Origin of the sequence: Psychrobacter sp. R86515, from assembly GCF_042466315.1 — a bacterium.
Lineage (GTDB): Bacteria > Pseudomonadota > Gammaproteobacteria > Pseudomonadales > Moraxellaceae > Psychrobacter.
The window spans coordinates 1,244,319-1,262,583 of the sequence record NZ_JAXHCC010000001.1; the positions used below are offsets into that span (position 1 = coordinate 1,244,319).

Consider the following 18,265-nt stretch of genomic DNA (forward strand, 5'->3'; position numbering starts at 1 on the left):
CACTGACGCTACATTATAATCAATCCACTATAAATCCGATAGGATGTCAATCGTATACCATGAACTAAGTATACTGTTTTAGCTCGTATCCTATGGTTTCGAATTATACTAAGCTAATAACAACCTTATTCTACCAGTCATCGGCTTCGATATCATCTTTTCCATACAACTACTGTTTTTTCATGACGTTTTATATTGATCTTACTGCCCATGAGCGCAGTCATGCAAACCACTCGCGTTATCGTTGGTGGTTTTTTATTGGATGCAGATAAGTTTTTGCAAATTGTGACAGCAATGGCGTAAAAATTTGCTAGTCTAGGTCATCAATAGATTGGTTATCGATAAATATATCGCGATTATAATAGTGACGGTGAATATGAGTTTAGAGTATGCGCTGATTAATGATACCAGCTGGCAGAGCCAAACAGAGTGGCAGACGCCAGATACCCCTTTTATGTCATTTGCTTTTTGGCAAGCGCTGACTGACACCGGAGCCATTGGTGAGCAGGCAGGGTGGCTACCGATATTTATTTTGGTACATCGTGTCACAGACTATGCCGATAGTGAAGATAACACCGATACCTTAGTAGATAGCGCGGCAGAAAATACATTGCAGCCTGTGGCTGTCATGCCAGTATTTATAAAAGGTCATCATCGCGGTGAGTTTGTATTTGATCATGCATGGGCTGAAGCTTATGCACGCTATGGTGTTGATTATTATCCGCGATTGGTCACTAGCGCACCATATACACCGATTACTGGTCAGAGAGTTTGGTTGGCAAAAGGTGAAATATTAAATGAAGATATCCTCAAAACAGCCATCGCAGGTATCGATGATATCGCTCAACAAGTGGGCGCTTCAAGCTGGCATGGACTGTTTGTGACACCAAAGCTGACCTCTATTGCTACTACATCTATGCCAACTGAAATTGATGTAGAGCTTGCGATAGCGGCTCAAGAAAGCGGCGTAGAGTCAGCTGCTATTGAGCTACCGATATTTGAGCGTCAAGGCTGCCAGTTCTTATGGCAAAATAAAGACTTACTTAATGATAGTAAGTCATTTGCAGATTTTGATGCTTTTTTGATGACCTTAAAAGCCAAAAAGCGCAAAACCATTCGGGCTGAGCGCCGTAAAGTTGCCGAGCAAGGCATTAGTTGCCAGCGCAAGTGCGGTGATGCTATTAGCGATGCTGACTGGAAGGCTTTTTATCACTGTTATGTGATGACCTATGCAGTACGCGGACAGCAGCCTTATTTGACGATAGACTTTTTTATGGCATTGGCAGCGAGCATGCCTGAGCATATAATGCTTGCACAAGCACTTGATGCCAGTGGTGAGATTATCGCGAGCAGTTTGTTCTTATATGACAGACCTGATAATAACAAGGCTGATAGCGAGAATGTTGATGGTGACAAGGCTGATAATAATGCCACCTTATATGGTCGTTACTGGGGTGCGCTCGGTGAGTATGACAGCTTGCATTTTGAGCTGTGTTATTACCAAGGTATCGAGTTTGCTATTGAGCAAGGGTTGTTATCCTTTGATCCGGGTACGCAAGGCGAGCATAAGCTGGTACGTGGTTTTATCCCAACCACGACACATTCTATCCACCGTATCTATGATCCGCGTTTTGTACCGGCGATTGGCGATTTTTGTGCTAGAGATCGAATGCACATGGCGCAGTATCGTCAGCAGGCCTTTGAAGCTTTGCCTTTTAATGCAGACAATATGCCTGAATTTGATGGTAGTGACTCATAGCAGTAATTTATAACGGTAATCAGCTTTGATTAACTCTACTTCTATTTGCACACACCTTTTAACTGTTAAAAACTCTTTAAAAAATACTAGCCATAAACTATGACCAGCAATTCTTTTAGTTCTACCAATGACCTACCTCCTACTGAACTCTTACCTTGGCTAAATGCTGAAGGTTCTCTCACTACGATATTAGAAGAGAAGGCGGGGCAGCCGCTGTGCGTAAAACGCAGCTTTGAAGGCTATCGTTCGCTAACTTTAGGTCAAAAAAAGCAGCTGGGTGTACGAGGCATGATGCTAAATCGTCCAATGCTGGCATGGATACGGGAAGTGCAGCTATATGGCAATGATGAAATGCCATGGGTACAAGCACAGAGTATCTTTCCTTTAAACAGTTTAAAAGGTCAGTCACGTCGTCTTCAACATCTGAAAAACACACCTATCGGCTACGTTTTATTTAAGCGTCGCCGTACCTTGCCAAATGAGCGTTTTATCAGTCGTACGAATGACGGTTGGCAACGACAAACGTGTTATGACTGGTATGGTCGCACGCTTATGATTAGTGAAACGTTCTTACCTGCGTTTTTAACTAGCGACCTATAAAAATATTACTGCGTTAACGTTAACCTCGCTTGAGGTATTTAATATACATCTACACTCGGCTGCTTTGTACTACTTTTAAAGTGAATCGACTATATCTAGCCATGCTTAAAAATATTTTATGCCTAAAACAGCATAAGAAGGCATATTGGCGAAAATTTTAAGCGGGTAAATCCTTTATTTTATTGGCTATTTATCTATGTTATATAGTCATTTAATTCCCTCATCTTAAGGTGAGGTTTTTTTGCGCTCACAGCACAAATTTTCATGTTACACTTAATCTTTCGCGATGATATCGATGCAAATGTACATCGATTTTATTGACGAATCAGTCAAGTTAATAACAGGTCAGTCGCCTGTATTTATTCTTATTTCAATCTTTGCTAATAGACTCCATTCACAATAATGGTCATACCATAAAACAGACTGCAGAAAAACAGCGTGCAGAGGTATTAATAGTACTTCGAGCGACGTTGACGCAGTAGTTGTCTTATTGTGGGCAGGCTATAGGCTTCTTTTCAATGACGTTTTTTAATGACAGTCACTACTTAGGACATCACTATGTTTAAAGATATTTCTATCAAAGATTTTGATCCAGTACTTGCTGAAGCGATGGCCGCAGAAAGCGTTCGTCAAGAAAACCACATCGAGCTTATCGCCTCTGAAAACTACTGCTCACAAGCAGTGATGGAAGCACAAGGTACCGACCTTACCAACAAATACGCAGAAGGCTATCCTGGCAAGCGTTACTATGGTGGTTGTGAGCATGTAGATGTGGTTGAGCAATTGGCTATTGACCGCGCTAAAGAGTTGTTCGGTGCAGAGTATGTGAACGTTCAGCCACATTCTGGTAGCCAAGCAAACTCAGCCGTATTTTTAGCATTGTTAGAGGCAAATGACACTGTACTAGGCATGAGCTTAGACGCTGGTGGTCACTTGACCCATGGCGCACATATCAACTTCTCAGGTCTGAACTACAATGCCGTACAGTACGGATTGGTAGATGGCACTGGCCTTATTGATTATGATCAAGTAGAGAGCTTGGCGCGTGAGCATAAGCCAAAAATGATCATCGCGGGTTTCTCAGCATATTCACAAGTAGTTGATTGGCAGCGTTTCCGTGACATCGCGGACGAAGTAGGCGCGTATCTATTGGTCGATATGGCTCACGTTGCAGGCCTAGTTGCTGGCGGTGTTTATCCAAACCCAGTACCTTTCGCTGATGTGGTTACAACGACGACGCACAAAACTCTACGTGGCCCACGCTCAGGTATGATTTTGTCGCGTGATGAAGTATTGGCTAAAAAGCTAAACTCAGCTGTATTCCCAGGCAACCAAGGTGGCCCGTTGATGCATGTTATCGCTGCAAAAGCGGTTTGCTTTAAAGAAGCGTTAGAAGATAACTTCAAAACGTATCAGCAGCAAGTAGTGAAAAATGCGCAAGCAATGGCAAAAGTGGTTCAAGAGCGCGGCTATGAAGTCATCTCTGGCGGTACTGAAAACCATCTAATGCTAATCAGCCTCGTTAAGCAAGAAATGACGGGTAAAGAAGCGGACAAATGGCTTGGTGAAGCACACATCACTGTCAACAAAAACGCTGTACCAAACGATCCAAAATCACCATTCGTGACTTCTGGTATCCGTATCGGTACGCCAGCGATTACTACTCGCGGTTTCAATGAAGCACAGGCGGGTGAGTTGGCAGGTTGGATATGTGACGTACTAGACAGTCGCGGTGATGAAGCGGTTGCTACTGAAGTACGCGCTAAAGTAGAAGCTATCTGTGCAGAATTACCAGTCTATGCTAAAAATCAGTAAACTTTAGAATGGTAATAAAAAAAACCGCTAAGCTTTTGCTTAGCGGTTTTTTTGTTATTGCTCTTTATAAATATTAGAGCATTTAACGCAAACCTATATTGGTATTGCTATTTAGCTCTTTTAATTATATTTAAGTCTGTTATTTAAACTGAAGATTATTACCGACATTTTTCGATAAGTATAGTGAGCTTGACTGAGTTCCGCTATTAGTTTTAAAGAGCTAAGTTGATGTTTAATTAAGAAAAATGTGTAAATCTCTTTGTTTATACAAAAATATTAGTATATAGTCGGTATTGAGCATTTATTAATAATACTAATACAAATTATAATAAATAGTTACACTTTGTATTAGTATCGCTGTAATTGATTGAATAATTATATAAATATTATTTTCAATAGAGGGATTTACATGAAAAAACAATCTTTAGTCGCAACGATGCTATTACTCAGCACGACTCTTGCGCAAGCAGCAGAACAATCAGGTTTAGCAGCATTTGGAGCAGGTCTCGATGGCTTTATGGCCAATATATTTGGCTGGTTCGTCGACCTTATTTTCTTTTCAGTACCTCTTGGAGACGTCAGCTTCCCGCTCATTGTGGGTTGGTTATTAGTTGCTGCACTCGTATTCACTTTTTACTTTGGATTTATTCAGTTTCGCCAAATAGGCTTGTCTCTGGATATTGTCAGAGGCAAATATACCGATCCCAATCCCGCTAACAAAGAAGAAGGCGAGGTCAGCCATTTTCAAGCTTTAGCTACTGCGTTATCAGGTACTGTTGGTCTTGGTAATATCGCAGGCGTTGGTGCAGCACTTGCTATTGGTGGACCTGGCGCTACCTTTTGGATGATTATGGTCGGCCTATTCGGTATGGCGACTAAGTTTGTAGAATGTACGTTAGGTGTCAAATACCGTACGGTATTACCATCTGGCGTCGTATCAGGTGGCCCTATGTACTACCTAAGCCGCGGTATGGCTGAACGTGGTATGGGCGGATTAGGTAAGTTTCTGGCTGTTGGTTTTGCACTTATGTGTATATTGGCGACCTTTGGTGCCGGTAACATGTTTCAGGGTAACCAAGCCTTTGCAGTGATGAGCTCTACGTTTAGCATTCCAACGGACTACAGTGTATTCTTTGGTATTGGCTTAGCATTTTTAGTCGGTATGGTTATCATTGGTGGTATGCCGCGCATCGCAACCGTTACCGAAAAAGTCGTACCCTTTATGGCCTTGTTATACATTACTATGGCGGTAATCGTACTGATTGCTAACTTTAATCATATCGGCGCTGCATTTGGTGAGATTTTCTCGGGTGCCTTCACTGGTGCTGGTGTAGCTGGTGGTTTTATTGGCGCGTTAATTCAAGGTTTAAAACGTGCCACTTTCTCTAACGAAGCGGGTGTTGGTTCAGCCGCTATTGCTCACTCAGCAGTAAAAACCAAAGAGCCTGCTACTGAAGGTCTAGTAGCGCTATTAGAGCCTTTCATTGATACGGTTGTTATCTGTACGATGACGGCGCTTGTTATTACTATCTCTGGGGTGAACACTGCCGCAAACTTACAAACCCAGGCGCTTACTGGTGTGGATCTAACCCGTGCGGCCTTTATGGAAACGGCGCCTATCTTCCAGTATTTCCTAGCTGTCGCGGTATTATTATTTGCTTTCTCAACGATGATTTCATGGTCATATTATGGTCTAAAAGCTTGGACTTACCTTTTCGGTGAAGGTAAAGGCGGCGAGATGATATACAAACTTATCTTCTTAATCTTCGTTGTTATCGGTACCATCGTACAGTTTAGCTTCGTTATCGACTTCTCAGATGCGGCTCTGTTCGCTATGGCTATCTTTAACATCATCGGTCTGTACTTCTTGATGCCAATTGTGAAAAGAGAGGTTAATTCTTTCATAGCGCGTGTGAAAAGTGGTGAAATTAAGAAGTATAAATAATAGGTTTGATTAAACACTCTATTATAACTTGATAATTAAAAAAGCCCGCCAAGATGAGTCTTGGCGGGCTTTTCGATGGCTAGTATTTACTAGATATCTATTAAGTTTTGATCTATAACAGCATCAGCCTACATAAACGGCAGCTTCGTAAATATCTGCAATATCGTGGCATTGACGATATCAACAAAGAACGCACCTACCATCGGTACGATTAGAAATGCTTTAGGTGAAGGCAAATAGCGATCAGTGACTGCCTGCATATTTGCAATTGCAGTCGGTGTCGCACCCATACCAAAACCACAATGACCCGCTGATAATACAGCTGCGTCGTAGTCTTTACCCATAATTTTAAAGGTAATGAGGTAAACGTAGATAATCATAATGATGGTCTGTACGACCAATATGACGAGTACAGGGCCTGCCAAATCGGTCAATTGCCAAAGTTTTAAAGACAATAATGCCATCGCTAAAAATAGACTTAAAGACGCATTACCAAGTACATCAATTGAGCGGTCAAACATATCAAAATTGAAGACCATCGTCAGCACATTGCGAATGATGACGCCGCCTGCCAGTGCCCATACGAACGTCGGCAGCTCAAACCAGGTGCCTTCAGCAACTATGGCCATCACATCGGCAAAAGCCAAAGCACCTGCGAATAGTGCCAAGGTTTCGATAGTAGAAGAAGCGGTGATAAAGCGCATGCTATCAGGTCTTTCAAAGATATCTTTATTACTACCTGCAGACTCCTCATCGTGTTTGGTGCTATATAACGACTGTGCACCAGCAACTTTTTCGATATCGCTAGGATCAGGGTTGGCTGGCGTTGGTTTTAGGCCAAGTCGATTAATCAAGCGGCGGGCAACAGGACCGCCAACAATACCACCCGCGACCAAACCATAAGTAGCAACCGCGATACCAAGTGTAGTCGCACCGACCACGCCGTAGTCTTGTTCTAGCGTAATGCCCCAAGCGCCTGCTGTACCATGACCACCAGTTAGAGCGATAGAACCTGTCACCAGACCGAGCAGAGGATCAAGTCCCAATGCACTTGCCATGGCCACACCGACGACGTCCTGCAATACAATAAACACTGAAACAACGATAGTAAAAATTAGTAATGGTGTGCCGCCTGCTTTTAGACGACTAAAATCAGCGCTCAGACCGATGGACGCAAAGAACATCAACATGGTGGCGGTCTGTAGTCCTTGATGAAAGTTGAAACTATATCCCCAAACCATATTGAGAGCATAGACAACAATTGCCGCGACCAAACCACCAGCAACAGGTTCTGGAATATTAAAGTCTTCTAAAAACTTGACCCTTCGCACCAAAAACCGCCCAAGTAGCAGCACTAAGGTGGCCAATATCAGGGTGTAATAACCGTTTAAGGTAATCTCCATAGGTTAATCCTTTCTATAAAATAAATTAACCTGAATTCGGGATAAATATGGCTTTATCTCGAATTCAGGTTTCTATGATGACGAATAATTATCGGTGACTATCGGCGGTCAGGCTTGCAATATATAAGCTGTTAGCGACTAACTTTCTAAAGCATAAGCTTCATCCTCAGATGGCACGATGATCCACAATTGTGGTTTGCCAAATTCTCTAAAGGCATCCTCAATGATGCTTTTAAAGACATTGAAGTCCTCAGTGTTTATCCTTTTGACGTCTGTTAAATCAAGCCTTAAATGAATTGCCTCACTGTCTGTTAGACAATCCCATGCACTGTCCCAGTTGTATGAAAAATAACTAGGGAAGTCACAGGCCTTGGCCAAACTCGTCAATAGCTCAGTTTTTTCGAGCGTGTCACCTACGGCTATAGTAACAGCCTGCGCAGGAATGCTAGTACCCAGTGCTGTACCGTTTTGGTTAATGTGGTCTTGATTAACATGGCTTTGATTAACGTAGTGGATGGCTTGGTTTATACTTTCTCGGTTCATATCGGCTTTGTCCGTATTCGCTTGTTTCATATCAGCTTGGTTGATATTTTCTTTTTCATATTAAGGCACCTGTAGTCTTTGGAAGCTATCATAGTGATCGACAGTTAAGTAATAGACAGTAGGAGGGTTACCACCTGTGACGATACGCCGTGCGCCGCGATGGGAGACACTAGGGGTGGGTACGGTATATTCGCGATAGTAACCTTGTGACTGAGCGGGTAGTCTACCTTCACGGTTATAAAACGTCGTTCCATCTTTATTTGGATAAGGAAACGGGCCGCCTTGCTGAATAAGTGCAATCGTATTATCAACCTGTGCATCACCCGTTATATCAGCACGGACGACTTGGTTCGTATTATTAGTGACGTCTTGCGATACCGTTGTCGACTCAATGCTATCAGCAAACAATGTCGAATTTAAGTCGCCAAAGAAATAGAAAGCGACGGCGATGATAGCGATAAGGCTAAATAGTGTAGAGCCTAAGCTTCTTTTATTGGGTCTGCTGTTTTGACTGCTACGATTTGAGTTACGAGTGCTATGATGACTATTTCTATTAGCATTAGTAGGTGTGTAGCTTGGAACATCTGATGCAGTATCTCGGTCAAGGCTCAACGAAGATGAGGTCACTTCAGTGGCTCTCAATTGATTTTTATCGTTACGGACACTGTTAAAATAGACACTTTGTCCAACCGTTATAGGCTTGGCCAGTCTTGCTTTGCTAATATGAAAGAACACATCTTCACTTTGATTATCTACATCGATAAAGCCATAGCCTTTATCTTCATTCCAGTGCTTAATCTTGCCACTTTGCATGGTCGTACCGCTCCCTATAATTTAAATGCCTTAACTAAAATACTTATGATGCAAACGAAGAAACGCCAGCATAATTGCTGACGTTTTTGATTATTCGTTTTGATAGTCGATGTTGGTATGATTAAGCACGGGTTTCGCCATGACCATAAACGATCCATTTCTGTGACGTCAGACCTTCGAGACCGACAGGGCCACGCGCATGGATTTTGTCCGTTGAAATACCAATTTCAGCACCGAGACCGTATTCAAAACCATCAGCAAAACGGCTAGAGGCGTTAATCATAACGCTGGCCGAGTCCACTTCACGGATGAAGCGCTGTGACTTGGTATAGTTATCAGTGATGATGACATCGGTATGATGGCTGCCGTGCGTATTGATATGCTCAATCGCCTCATCAATACCTGCGACCACTTTTACCGCTAGGATAGGAGCTAGATATTCAGTATCCCAATCTTCTGAGGTGGCAGCTGATAGATGACCTTTAAGCTTAGCATTGTCATTTAGGATAGCTTGCGATTTGTCATCAAGGCGTAGTTGCATTGCGTCATCAGCAGCGACGATAGCCTCTGCAATTTTAGGCAATAGCTCATCTGCGACTGTTTCATCGACCAGTAGCGTCTCCATCGTATTACAAGTACCGTAACGATGCGTTTTGGCATTGACACTGACCTTAATCGCAATCTCAGGATCCGCATCACTATCGATAAAGGTATGGCAGTTACCGTCTAAATGCTTAATTACAGGTACTTTGGCATCGTTGCTAATACGCGCAATCAGACCTTTACCACCACGTGGCACGATGACATCGACATATTCAGTCATGGTAATCAGCTCACCGACGGCTGCACGATCGGTTGTCTGTAGCACTTGCACGCTATGTTCCGATAGATCAGTATGGCTAAGTCCTTTAATGATACATTTGGCAATGGCTTGGTTAGATTCAAATGCCTCAGAACCACCGCGTAAGATAATAGCATTGCCTGATTTGAGTGCCAGTGAGGCAGCCTCTAATGTTACGTTAGGACGCGACTCATAAATCATACCGACCACACCAAGTGGTACTCGCATTTTGCCCAAATGAATACCCGATGGCTGATAGGTCATATCAGTGACTTCACCGATTGGATCAGGAAGGCCAGCGACATCTTTAAGACCTTGTAGCATACCGTTAAATCGTGCTTCGTTTAGCTCCAAGCGGTCGAGGAGGGCGCTATCAAGATTGTTTTTTTGACCATTGTCCATATCGATTTTATTGGCAGCCAAGATGTCTTGTTTGGCATTGACCAGCTCATCATGAATGGCTAAGAGTGCTGAATTTTTATCGCCAGTGTTGGCAGCAGCCAGCGCGCGCGAAGCAGCTCGTGCTTGCTTGCCGACAGACTGCATATAGGTCGTAATATCCGTAGTATTCGATTGACTCATAAATTATTTTCCTTATGTGATACAGGTTTTTTATAACTAAAAGCGCCCAATTTTATATAGGTAAAAGTACCTAAAAAGGCGAAAAATGTCGCAAAAAAAGAAGTTTTGAATGCCTACTTAGATAGCGGTAGGTCATTATGCTATTTAACATAGAGCAGATTGAGGCGATAGTAAAGATGATTTTGTGAACAGAATCCGCTTTGCAGCGCTCTTGTAAGGACTTATTCAAAGTAATATTATTCATGATAAGCGGTATTTATTTAAGATAGGCACGTTATCAGTATTACACTATATCTTTACGTGTTTTTAACAGAATTGCGCTGTAAATACTAAGGTAGCTGCGAGATATCCTCAGTATAGTAAGCATTAAAACAGCAAGGCTATCAGTAGATAGTACTTAATCTTATTATAATGAGTGATGGAGAACGAACATGGCTACGAAAAATACAACTTATAAAAATTGGTTAACGGTTGGCTTGGTAGCAGGTGCTCTGGCATTAGGCGCTTGTAGCAAAAAAGACGATACACCGATGGAAACTGAAGCTGATACTACTGTAGACGCTCAAACCTCTGTAGAAGAAAATGCAACAGCGAGCGACAATGATGATGTGGCCGTTGCTAGTGCCGATGATGAAGGTATGGACGTTACCAATAACGATGATGTGGCAGTGGCGACAGCAGAAGATGCGGATATGATGGATGGTACTGAAGACTCAGAGCATGTATCGACGTATTAATCGCATATTATAGAATATATTAGCTACATCATAAGTGTACTAACTAGATACTATAAATAGGCAGTTATCAGATAACACAACGTCTCGTATTCTAAAGTGATAAAATAAAGCCCAGAGCGATAAATGCAGTCTGGGCTTTTTTGTATTCGCGGTTTGTTAGAAGCTGATTAACCCGTTGGTTAAATACAATATTTGCCTTTTTACTGCGTAATAAGAGACAATATGGCATTTTTCTCTTTGCCTCATCAGGCATATTACGATAATGCATCTAGATGCTTGTACTATATATAGATATAGCTCTTATTTTATTCGTGTTTTCACTCATATTTATTGGAAGTCTGCTGAACCATGCTTGATACTGCAAAAAACCCGACTCGGCCTATCGCCCTAGACTTACAAGACATCCATAAAAGCTACGGCTCATTAGAGGTATTGAAAGGGGTATCCCTGACTGCCTATGATGGCGATGTTATCTCTATTTTGGGCTCATCTGGCTCAGGTAAGTCGACGTTGCTGCGTTGTATTAATCTTCTAGAAAACCCAAATCATGGCCGTATCTTGATCGGTAATGAAGAGCTGATGCTAAAACCTGCCAAATCAGGTGAGTTACAAGCGGCAGACGTGAAGCAACTAGAAAGCTTGCGCGCTCGTGTGGGGTTTGTCTTTCAGAACTTCAACCTATGGCCGCATAAGACAATTCTACAAAACATCATCGAAGGGCCAACGCAGGTCTTAAAGATTAAAAAAGACCAAGCGATTAGCGATGCAGAAAAGCTGCTCGATAAAGTCGGCCTGCTCGACAAAAAAGATGCTTATCCTGCCAACTTATCTGGTGGTCAGCGTCAGCGTGTCGCTATTGCTCGTGCGCTTGCTATGCAGCCACAAGTTCTACTATTTGATGAACCAACCTCTGCGCTAGATCCCGAACTGGTCAACGAAGTACTTGCGGTAATGCGTGAGCTAGCAGAAGAGGGGCGTACAATGCTTATCGTTACTCACGAAATGCGCTTTGCCCGTGAAGTATCAAGCAAAGTCGTCTTTTTACATCAAGGTGTGGTTGAAGAAATTGGCACACCTGAGCAAGTCTTTGATAACCCTACCTCCGAGCGCGTCAAAGACTTTATGGCATCACACCGTCCTACTTAGTTATTAATCATTAGTTTTTCGCTTAATATCATGTCCAATACAAATGGTGGCAACACGCTTGCCACCATTTACCCTACCAAATGTAAAATCACTGTAACGTAACCATTGTTGACTGTTTATTGCCCAATGATAACTATGAGTATGCAAAACGTTTGTTTTTGATATTTTACTCAGGTATTATCAAAAGGTTTATAGGCCGTCACGTCTCGTGGCTGTCTGTTATTCTGCTATCTATATTGCTTGTCTGGCAGGGACGTCAGAGAACAAAATATCAGAACCCTAAGTCAGAAAATCCTGTCAAAAACTTATGTAAAACCCATCAGAATTTAAGGAACGTATGATGTCGAATTCTCGCCTATTGTGGTCATCGATGACCGTTACTGCTGCATTGATGTTGAGCGCTTGTAGCCAACCTGCCGATGAAACTACCGATACCAACGCTGATGCCCCTGCAGCAGAAACCACTGGTAAAACCATTCGTATCGCTACCGAGGGCGCTTACCCTCCATTCAACTACACCAACGCCGACGGCAGCTTGGCAGGTTTTGATATCGATGTTGCCAATGCCTTGTGTGATCAAATGCAAGCCAAGTGTGAAATCGTTGCACAAGATTGGGACGGTATTATCCCAGGTCTATTGGCACAGAAATATGATGCTGTGATTGCAGGTATGTCTATCACCGCTGAGCGTCAAGAAAAAGTTGATTTCAGCGAGCCGTACTTTGCCAATACGATGGTATGGCTGACCAATACGGATGGTGGTTTTGATCCTATGGCGATTAAAGATGCAACGCTTGGTGGTCAACGTTCTACTACGCCAGGTGCTTATCTACAGGATAACTACGAAGGCAAAGAAGGCAACACAGTTCAATTGTATGACAACTATGACAATGCCTATCTAGATCTAAAATCTGGTCGTAGCGATGCCGTATTGGCTGAAAAAGTTTCTGCCAAATCATGGTTAGCAGAAAACGCAGCGGGCTTCGGTGTCGTTGGTGATGAAATTGATAACGATGACAATATTGCCATTGCTGTACGTAAAGGTGACTCACTCAAAGCTGACTTTGACAAAGCATTGAGCGAAATCCGTAGTAACGGTGAGCTTGCACGTCTTGAGCAGATGAACTTTGGTCAATAATGACTCACTGAAGATTTATGCTTAGAACAAGTAACGTTTGATGCAAGTAATGCTTAAAACCAAGCATGTTTCAAATAAACGGTGTTTATAAGCATAAATCAGCAAGCAGTGATTGACGATACAGCTGGTAAATACATTAAGGAATAAAACTTATGACAATTTCAATGACATCATCAATGAGCAAAAAAGCATTGTGGCTAGCACCGCTTAGCGCAGCAATGCTAATGCTGGCAGGTTGTAACAATAGCTCAGCACCAGCAGAAAATGCTGAAGCTGATACCGCTACTGAAGCGCCTTTAAATATCAAAATCGCGACAGAATCAAGCTACAAGCCTTTTAGTTATACCGATGCAGATGGCAAGCTGATTGGTTACGAGATTGAGCTGGTTGACGCACTATGTGCGCAAATGAAAGCTGAGTGTGAAGTCATCTCTCAAGATTGGGACGGTTTGATTCCAGGGCTTAACGCACAGAAGTTTGATGCAGCTATCGCAGGTATGTCTATCACGCCTGAGCGTAAAGAAGTGGTTGATTTCAGTGACCCTTACTTCCATAGCGGTATCATCTTGATCGGTAAAAAAGGTGATGACTTAAGCGTAGAGTCACTAACAGGTCTGCCAATTGCGTCACAGCGCTCAACTGTTGCTTCGCAATACCTACAAGACGAGCATGCAGATGCTGATATCAAACTATACGATACGCAAGACAATGCTTATTTAGATCTGACCTCAGGTCGCGTGCGCGGTATGATGTCTGACAAAGTAACGGGTATCGACTGGTTAAAAACAGACGCAGGCAAAGGCTACGAAGTTAAAGGTGAAGAAATCAGCACCAATGATGATGCAATGGGTATTGCCTTCCGTAAAGGCGATCCGTTAGTTGCTAAGTTCAATGCAGCATTGGCTGAGCTAAAAGACAACGGCACCTATGATCAAATCACGGGTAGCTATTTTGGTACTAGCTCAACGGCTGCAGCACAAAAAGCGGTGGCAACAACTGATAGTGTCGAAGAAGTAATGGTCGCTGAAGAAGAAGCGCCAGCTAACTAATACGATATCTAGCAGTTTGACTGCTGTTGTTTGAAGACGTGTTGTTTACTCAAGAAAAAACCAAGGATGATCATGAGCAACCATTGTGCCCCAATCTGTACCACGACTGGCAAATTTAACATTAATGTAGCCAGTCGTCTGTCTATGTCATTGTTTGCACTAGCGACGGCCTTTACTGTTGCTGGCTGTAGCAATAGCCAAGAGAATGCCGCTGATACCAATCCAGAGGCTACCGAAACAACGGCAGCCTCTACAGGTGATGTATTACGCATCGGTACAGAAGGGGCCTATGCGCCTTTTAACTATACCAATGCCGATGGGACACTGGGTGGTTTTGATGTTGAGATAGCAAATGCACTCTGTGCGGATATGCAGGTGACCTGTGAGATTGTGGCGCAGGACTGGGACGGTATTATCCCTGGTCTAAAAGCGGGTAAGTACGATGCAATCGTAGCCGCGATGTCTGTTACTCCAGAGCGTTCGCAGCAGGTGAGCTTTACCGATCCGTACTTTAGCAATGCCTTGGTTTTTTTGGCCAAAAAAGACAGCAGCTTTGACCCTAGTAACAACAGTGATATCGACTCGCATTCTATTGCTGCACAGCGTTCAACTATCTCATCGCAGTGGCTAGAAGACACGTATCCAAAAGCCGATATGAAGCTTTATGATACGTTGAGCAATGCGTTTTTGGATCTCGGTTCAAACCGTGTCGATGCGATGATTTCTGACAAGTTGCCTGCGATAGAATGGCTGAGCTCAAATGCTGGTAGCAAATATGCGCTTAAAGGTGATGAGATCGATATTAATGATAACTTTGCGATAGCGGTACGCCCAGGCGATCCGCTACAAGCCAAGATTAATCAGTCTCTTGCTAATATAAAAGCTAATGGTACTTACGATAAAATTAATCAAAAGTACTTTGCGGTACCAGCGTCTGCAACGAGTACAGTTGGTGAAGATGTAGATACGGGTGCAGATGCAGACATTAGCGAGCAACCAACGACAGAAAGCGCTAGTTAATAGTTAACAGTAGTCAAAGATAGCAGTCAAAAAATATTGTTTTGATTAATAAAAGGATATCGCCATCATGGTGATGTCCTTTTTTATTTGTCGTTATATCAACGAATATACATAATAGCCGCCTATTAATTTTGCTCAAATTTAGTCGGCTTATTGTATGTCTCTAGAGGCAAGTGTCTGTTTAAGTACGGTTTAGGCGCAGCTTTTACGCGTCAGTATTAACATCACGGCGAGTGAATATGATAAAATCAGCGCTCATTTCTACTGTGTCAATTATCGCAGCGTTAATCGTATTCTTCTGACGTCATTTTTTGACGCCGACCATCCCTATTGATTTGGTATAAAATACGGTGTTTCGCCGCGTTCAGCTATTGATGCTGATTCTTTTAACTCATATTTTGCAAATTGCTAATATAAAGAGACTGAGTGGATAATCGTGTTTGACTTACAAGGATTTGGCGCGCTTTTATTAAGCGGCGCTACCGTCACCATACAGCTAGCTGTGACCAGTTTAATTATTGGTTTGGCTTTAGGCTTGCTCGGCGCAACCGCAAAGATGTCCAATATCTGGTTGCTGCGTAAACTTGCGACTGTCTATACTGCGACGATGCGCGGTATTCCTGAGCTGCTATTGGTGCTCTTTATTTACTATGGCGGCTCTATTTTATTGATGAGCATCCTCAAAAAGTTCGGCTATAACGACTATGTCGAAATTAGCGCTTTTTGGGGTGGTGTCATGGCACTGTCTATTGCTTTTGGTGCGTATGCGACTGAGATTTTTCGCATGTCCATTCAAGAGATTCCAGTAGGGCAGCGAGAGGCTGCGCAAGCGATTGGTATGCGTCCTTTTCAGACTTTTTATCGCATCACTTTGCCGCAAGTGTGGCAGATTGCTTTACCAGGTCTGGGAAATTTATTTCTGGTACTGCTTAAAGATACCGCATTGGTATCGGTCGTGGGTCTCAAGGACATCATGTATCAGTCATCGCGTGCGGCACAGTCTACACAGCAGCCGTTTACCTTTTATATGGCAGCAGCGATTATTTATTTGGGTCTGACCATGTTGATTACTGGCTTTATGATGTGGCTTGAGTGGCGTGCCAATCCTGCGGCACGCTATGCCAAAAAGATAAGCCGTCAATCCACTCACAGTCAATCGACCATAGGGTAGAGGAGAGATACTATGGATTGGAATTGGCAGGTCATTTTTGACCATATCCCTGATTTACTAGGCGGGGCGGTATTGACCGTACAGCTGGTCTTGTTTTCAGGTGTGATTGGATTGCTGTTTGGTTTGGTTTTGGCGTTGTTACGACTGTCTAAGAATTGGGTGGTACAGATACTACCGTTTCTGTATATCTTCTTTTTCCGTGGTACGCCGCTGCTGGTACAGATATTCCTGATTTATTATGGTTTGGGTCAATTTGAGGCCGTACGCGAGTCATTCTTATGGGAGCCAGTACTTAGCCAAGCATATTGGTGTGCCATCATCGCCTTTACCCTCAATACCAGTGCTTATCTGGCAGAGATTATACGCGGTGCGATTCAGACGATTCCGATTGGAGAGCTTGAGGCCGCTGATGCGCTTGGCATGTCGAAATGGCAAAAGCTAACACGGGTTACGCTGCCGCGCGCATTTGGTATTGTGATTCCAGCATACAGTAACGAAGTTATCTTTATGCTAAAGGGCAGTGCGCTCGCTTCGACTATTGCATTGATGGATATCACAGGTGTTGCTCGTACGATTAGTGCGCGTACCTATACCTTGATGGAGCTATTCTTTGCCGCTGGTATCGTCTATCTATTGCTGTCATGGGTTATCTTGTTTAGCTTTAGAATGTTTGAAAAGCGTATGAACCGTCATGCCAGTTATGTACCACCAGATGTTGTGACCAATACGATTCCATAGTTAGCAGTTAGCAGTTAGCAGTTAGCAGTTAGCAGTTAGCAGTTAGCAGTTAGCAGTTAGCAACTAAAAATCGTCAAAGTCACTGTAGACAATATGGTATGGACTGCTGATAAAATAGCCATCATTTACAGGGAGAGTTTAGTATGAGCCAATCGCCACACGAGTCATTAGCGAACGCCATTGCAGCTGGTGTCAATGCCGAGCAGGGCGCTATCAATCATAATGAAAGATTGCGTGCTTCCATTGGTAAAGTTGTCTGTGTTGGTCGCAACTATGCGGCCCATGCTGCAGAGTTGGGCAATGAAGTACCAACCACGCCAATACTGTTTATGAAGCCTGCGTCTTCAGTGGTCTCTATCCGTGGTGATGTGGTTCGCCCAAGTCCAGAGCTGTTTGGCGAGACTCATTACGAGGCCGAACTATGTGTTCAGCTATCAGCTGACTTATCTATGGCGACGATTGAGCAAGCTCAGCAAGCGATTGGTGGCGTGACATTGGGACTGGATTTGACCTTGCGTGATTTGCAAAGCAAGCTAAAAGAAAAAGGTCATCCGTGGGAGCGTGCTAAGTGTTTTGACGGAGCTTGCGTCCTTGCTGATTGGGTCGACCCACAAGCGTTTGGCAATCTGCAGAATGTACAGTATCAGCTATCTATCAATGATAAATTAATGCAAGATGGCGATAGTGCCTTAATGCTATTTCCTGTCTATGAATTGCTGGTCAATATTAGCCACGCCTTTAGCTTACAAGCAGGTGATGTGATTATGACTGGCACGCCAAGCGGCGTTGGTGTGTTGCAAGCAGGCGATCAGCTTAAGCTAAAACTGGGTGCTCATGAGTGGGTGTCACAAGTACAGTAAGCTTGATTGCAATAACAAATGCATATTAAAAACCCTGAGCAATTGCTTGGGGTTTTTTGCGTTTGTGCTCTTTATATTAAGCCTGATTATTACACTATTTTATCT

The 18,265-nt window shown here is 43.2% G+C and carries 16 protein-coding genes; 12 read left to right on the forward strand and 4 right to left on the reverse strand.

Annotated features, from left to right (window positions below; genetic code table 11):
- Nucleotides 1-376: 376 nt before the first annotated feature.
- The 4 genes from SJY28_RS05265 to SJY28_RS05280 all read left to right on the forward strand — a co-directional run bounded on the left by SJY28_RS05265 (nt 377) and on the right by SJY28_RS05280 (nt 6,119).
- Nucleotides 377-1,759: a GNAT family N-acetyltransferase gene (locus SJY28_RS05265; protein WP_379543709.1), complete on the forward strand. Its 1,383-nt coding sequence runs from the start codon at nt 377-379 to the stop codon at nt 1,757-1,759.
- A gap of 99 nt (nt 1,760-1,858) precedes the next feature.
- Nucleotides 1,859-2,359 (forward strand): chorismate--pyruvate lyase family protein, encoded by a 501-nt coding sequence (locus SJY28_RS05270; protein WP_379543710.1) that lies wholly within the window; start codon nt 1,859-1,861, stop codon nt 2,357-2,359.
- Nucleotides 2,360-2,917: 558 nt separating this feature from the next.
- Nucleotides 2,918-4,174, forward strand: a complete 1,257-nt coding sequence (gene glyA / locus SJY28_RS05275) for a serine hydroxymethyltransferase (RefSeq protein ID WP_379543712.1) — start codon at nt 2,918-2,920, stop codon at nt 4,172-4,174.
- A 409-nt stretch (nt 4,175-4,583) separates the two neighbouring features.
- Complete coding sequence (locus SJY28_RS05280) at nt 4,584-6,119, forward strand: alanine/glycine:cation symporter family protein (RefSeq protein ID WP_341609807.1); 1,536 nt, start codon at nt 4,584-4,586, stop codon at nt 6,117-6,119.
- 128 nt (nt 6,120-6,247) lie between these two features.
- On the opposite strand, the gene gltS is transcribed toward SJY28_RS05280, so the two are convergent.
- The 4 genes from gltS to SJY28_RS05300 all read right to left on the reverse strand — a co-directional run bounded on the left by gltS (nt 6,248) and on the right by SJY28_RS05300 (nt 10,301).
- The gene (gene gltS / locus SJY28_RS05285; RefSeq protein ID WP_057758303.1) at nt 6,248-7,522 is read right to left on the reverse strand and encodes a sodium/glutamate symporter; all 1,275 of its coding nucleotides are present in this window, start codon (nt 7,520-7,522) and stop codon (nt 6,248-6,250) included.
- Nucleotides 7,523-7,660: 138 nt separating this feature from the next.
- A complete protein-coding gene (locus SJY28_RS05290; RefSeq protein WP_379543713.1) occupies nt 7,661-8,065 on the reverse strand; it encodes a barstar family protein in 405 nt (134 codons plus the stop codon).
- 60 nt (nt 8,066-8,125) lie between these two features.
- A complete protein-coding gene (locus SJY28_RS05295) occupies nt 8,126-8,878 on the reverse strand; it encodes a ribonuclease domain-containing protein (protein WP_379543715.1) in 753 nt (250 codons plus the stop codon).
- Nucleotides 8,879-8,999: 121 nt separating this feature from the next.
- Nucleotides 9,000-10,301: a glutamate-5-semialdehyde dehydrogenase gene (locus SJY28_RS05300; RefSeq protein WP_379543716.1), complete on the reverse strand. Its 1,302-nt coding sequence runs from the start codon at nt 10,299-10,301 to the stop codon at nt 9,000-9,002.
- 431 nt (nt 10,302-10,732) lie between these two features.
- Here SJY28_RS05300 and SJY28_RS05305 point away from each other — a divergent pair, with 431 nt between their 5' ends.
- From SJY28_RS05305 to SJY28_RS05340, 8 genes are all read left to right on the forward strand, one after another.
- Complete coding sequence (locus tag SJY28_RS05305) at nt 10,733-11,038, forward strand: hypothetical protein (protein WP_379543717.1); 306 nt, start codon at nt 10,733-10,735, stop codon at nt 11,036-11,038.
- A 348-nt stretch (nt 11,039-11,386) separates the two neighbouring features.
- Nucleotides 11,387-12,184 carry an ABC transporter ATP-binding protein gene (locus SJY28_RS05310; protein WP_057758311.1) on the forward strand — a complete coding sequence of 266 codons (798 nt, stop codon included), beginning with the start codon at nt 11,387-11,389 and terminating at the stop codon, nt 12,182-12,184.
- Nucleotides 12,185-12,521: 337 nt separating this feature from the next.
- Nucleotides 12,522-13,322, forward strand: a complete 801-nt coding sequence (locus tag SJY28_RS05315) for a transporter substrate-binding domain-containing protein (RefSeq protein ID WP_379543718.1) — start codon at nt 12,522-12,524, stop codon at nt 13,320-13,322.
- A 152-nt stretch (nt 13,323-13,474) separates the two neighbouring features.
- On the forward strand, nt 13,475-14,371 hold the full coding sequence (locus tag SJY28_RS05320) for a transporter substrate-binding domain-containing protein (RefSeq protein WP_101205565.1): 897 nt from the start codon (nt 13,475-13,477) through the stop codon (nt 14,369-14,371).
- A 72-nt stretch (nt 14,372-14,443) separates the two neighbouring features.
- The gene (locus tag SJY28_RS05325; protein ID WP_379543720.1) at nt 14,444-15,391 is read left to right on the forward strand and encodes an ABC transporter substrate-binding protein; all 948 of its coding nucleotides are present in this window, start codon (nt 14,444-14,446) and stop codon (nt 15,389-15,391) included.
- Between the two features lie 436 nt (nt 15,392-15,827).
- A complete protein-coding gene (locus tag SJY28_RS05330) occupies nt 15,828-16,562 on the forward strand; it encodes an ABC transporter permease (RefSeq protein ID WP_057758316.1) in 735 nt (244 codons plus the stop codon).
- Nucleotides 16,563-16,574: 12 nt separating this feature from the next.
- Nucleotides 16,575-17,300 (forward strand): ABC transporter permease, encoded by a 726-nt coding sequence (locus SJY28_RS05335; RefSeq protein ID WP_101205569.1) that lies wholly within the window; start codon nt 16,575-16,577, stop codon nt 17,298-17,300.
- Between the two features lie 230 nt (nt 17,301-17,530).
- Nucleotides 17,531-18,160, forward strand: a complete 630-nt coding sequence (locus SJY28_RS05340; RefSeq protein ID WP_379544925.1) for a fumarylacetoacetate hydrolase family protein — start codon at nt 17,531-17,533, stop codon at nt 18,158-18,160.
- The last annotated feature ends 105 nt before the right edge of the window (nt 18,161-18,265 follow it).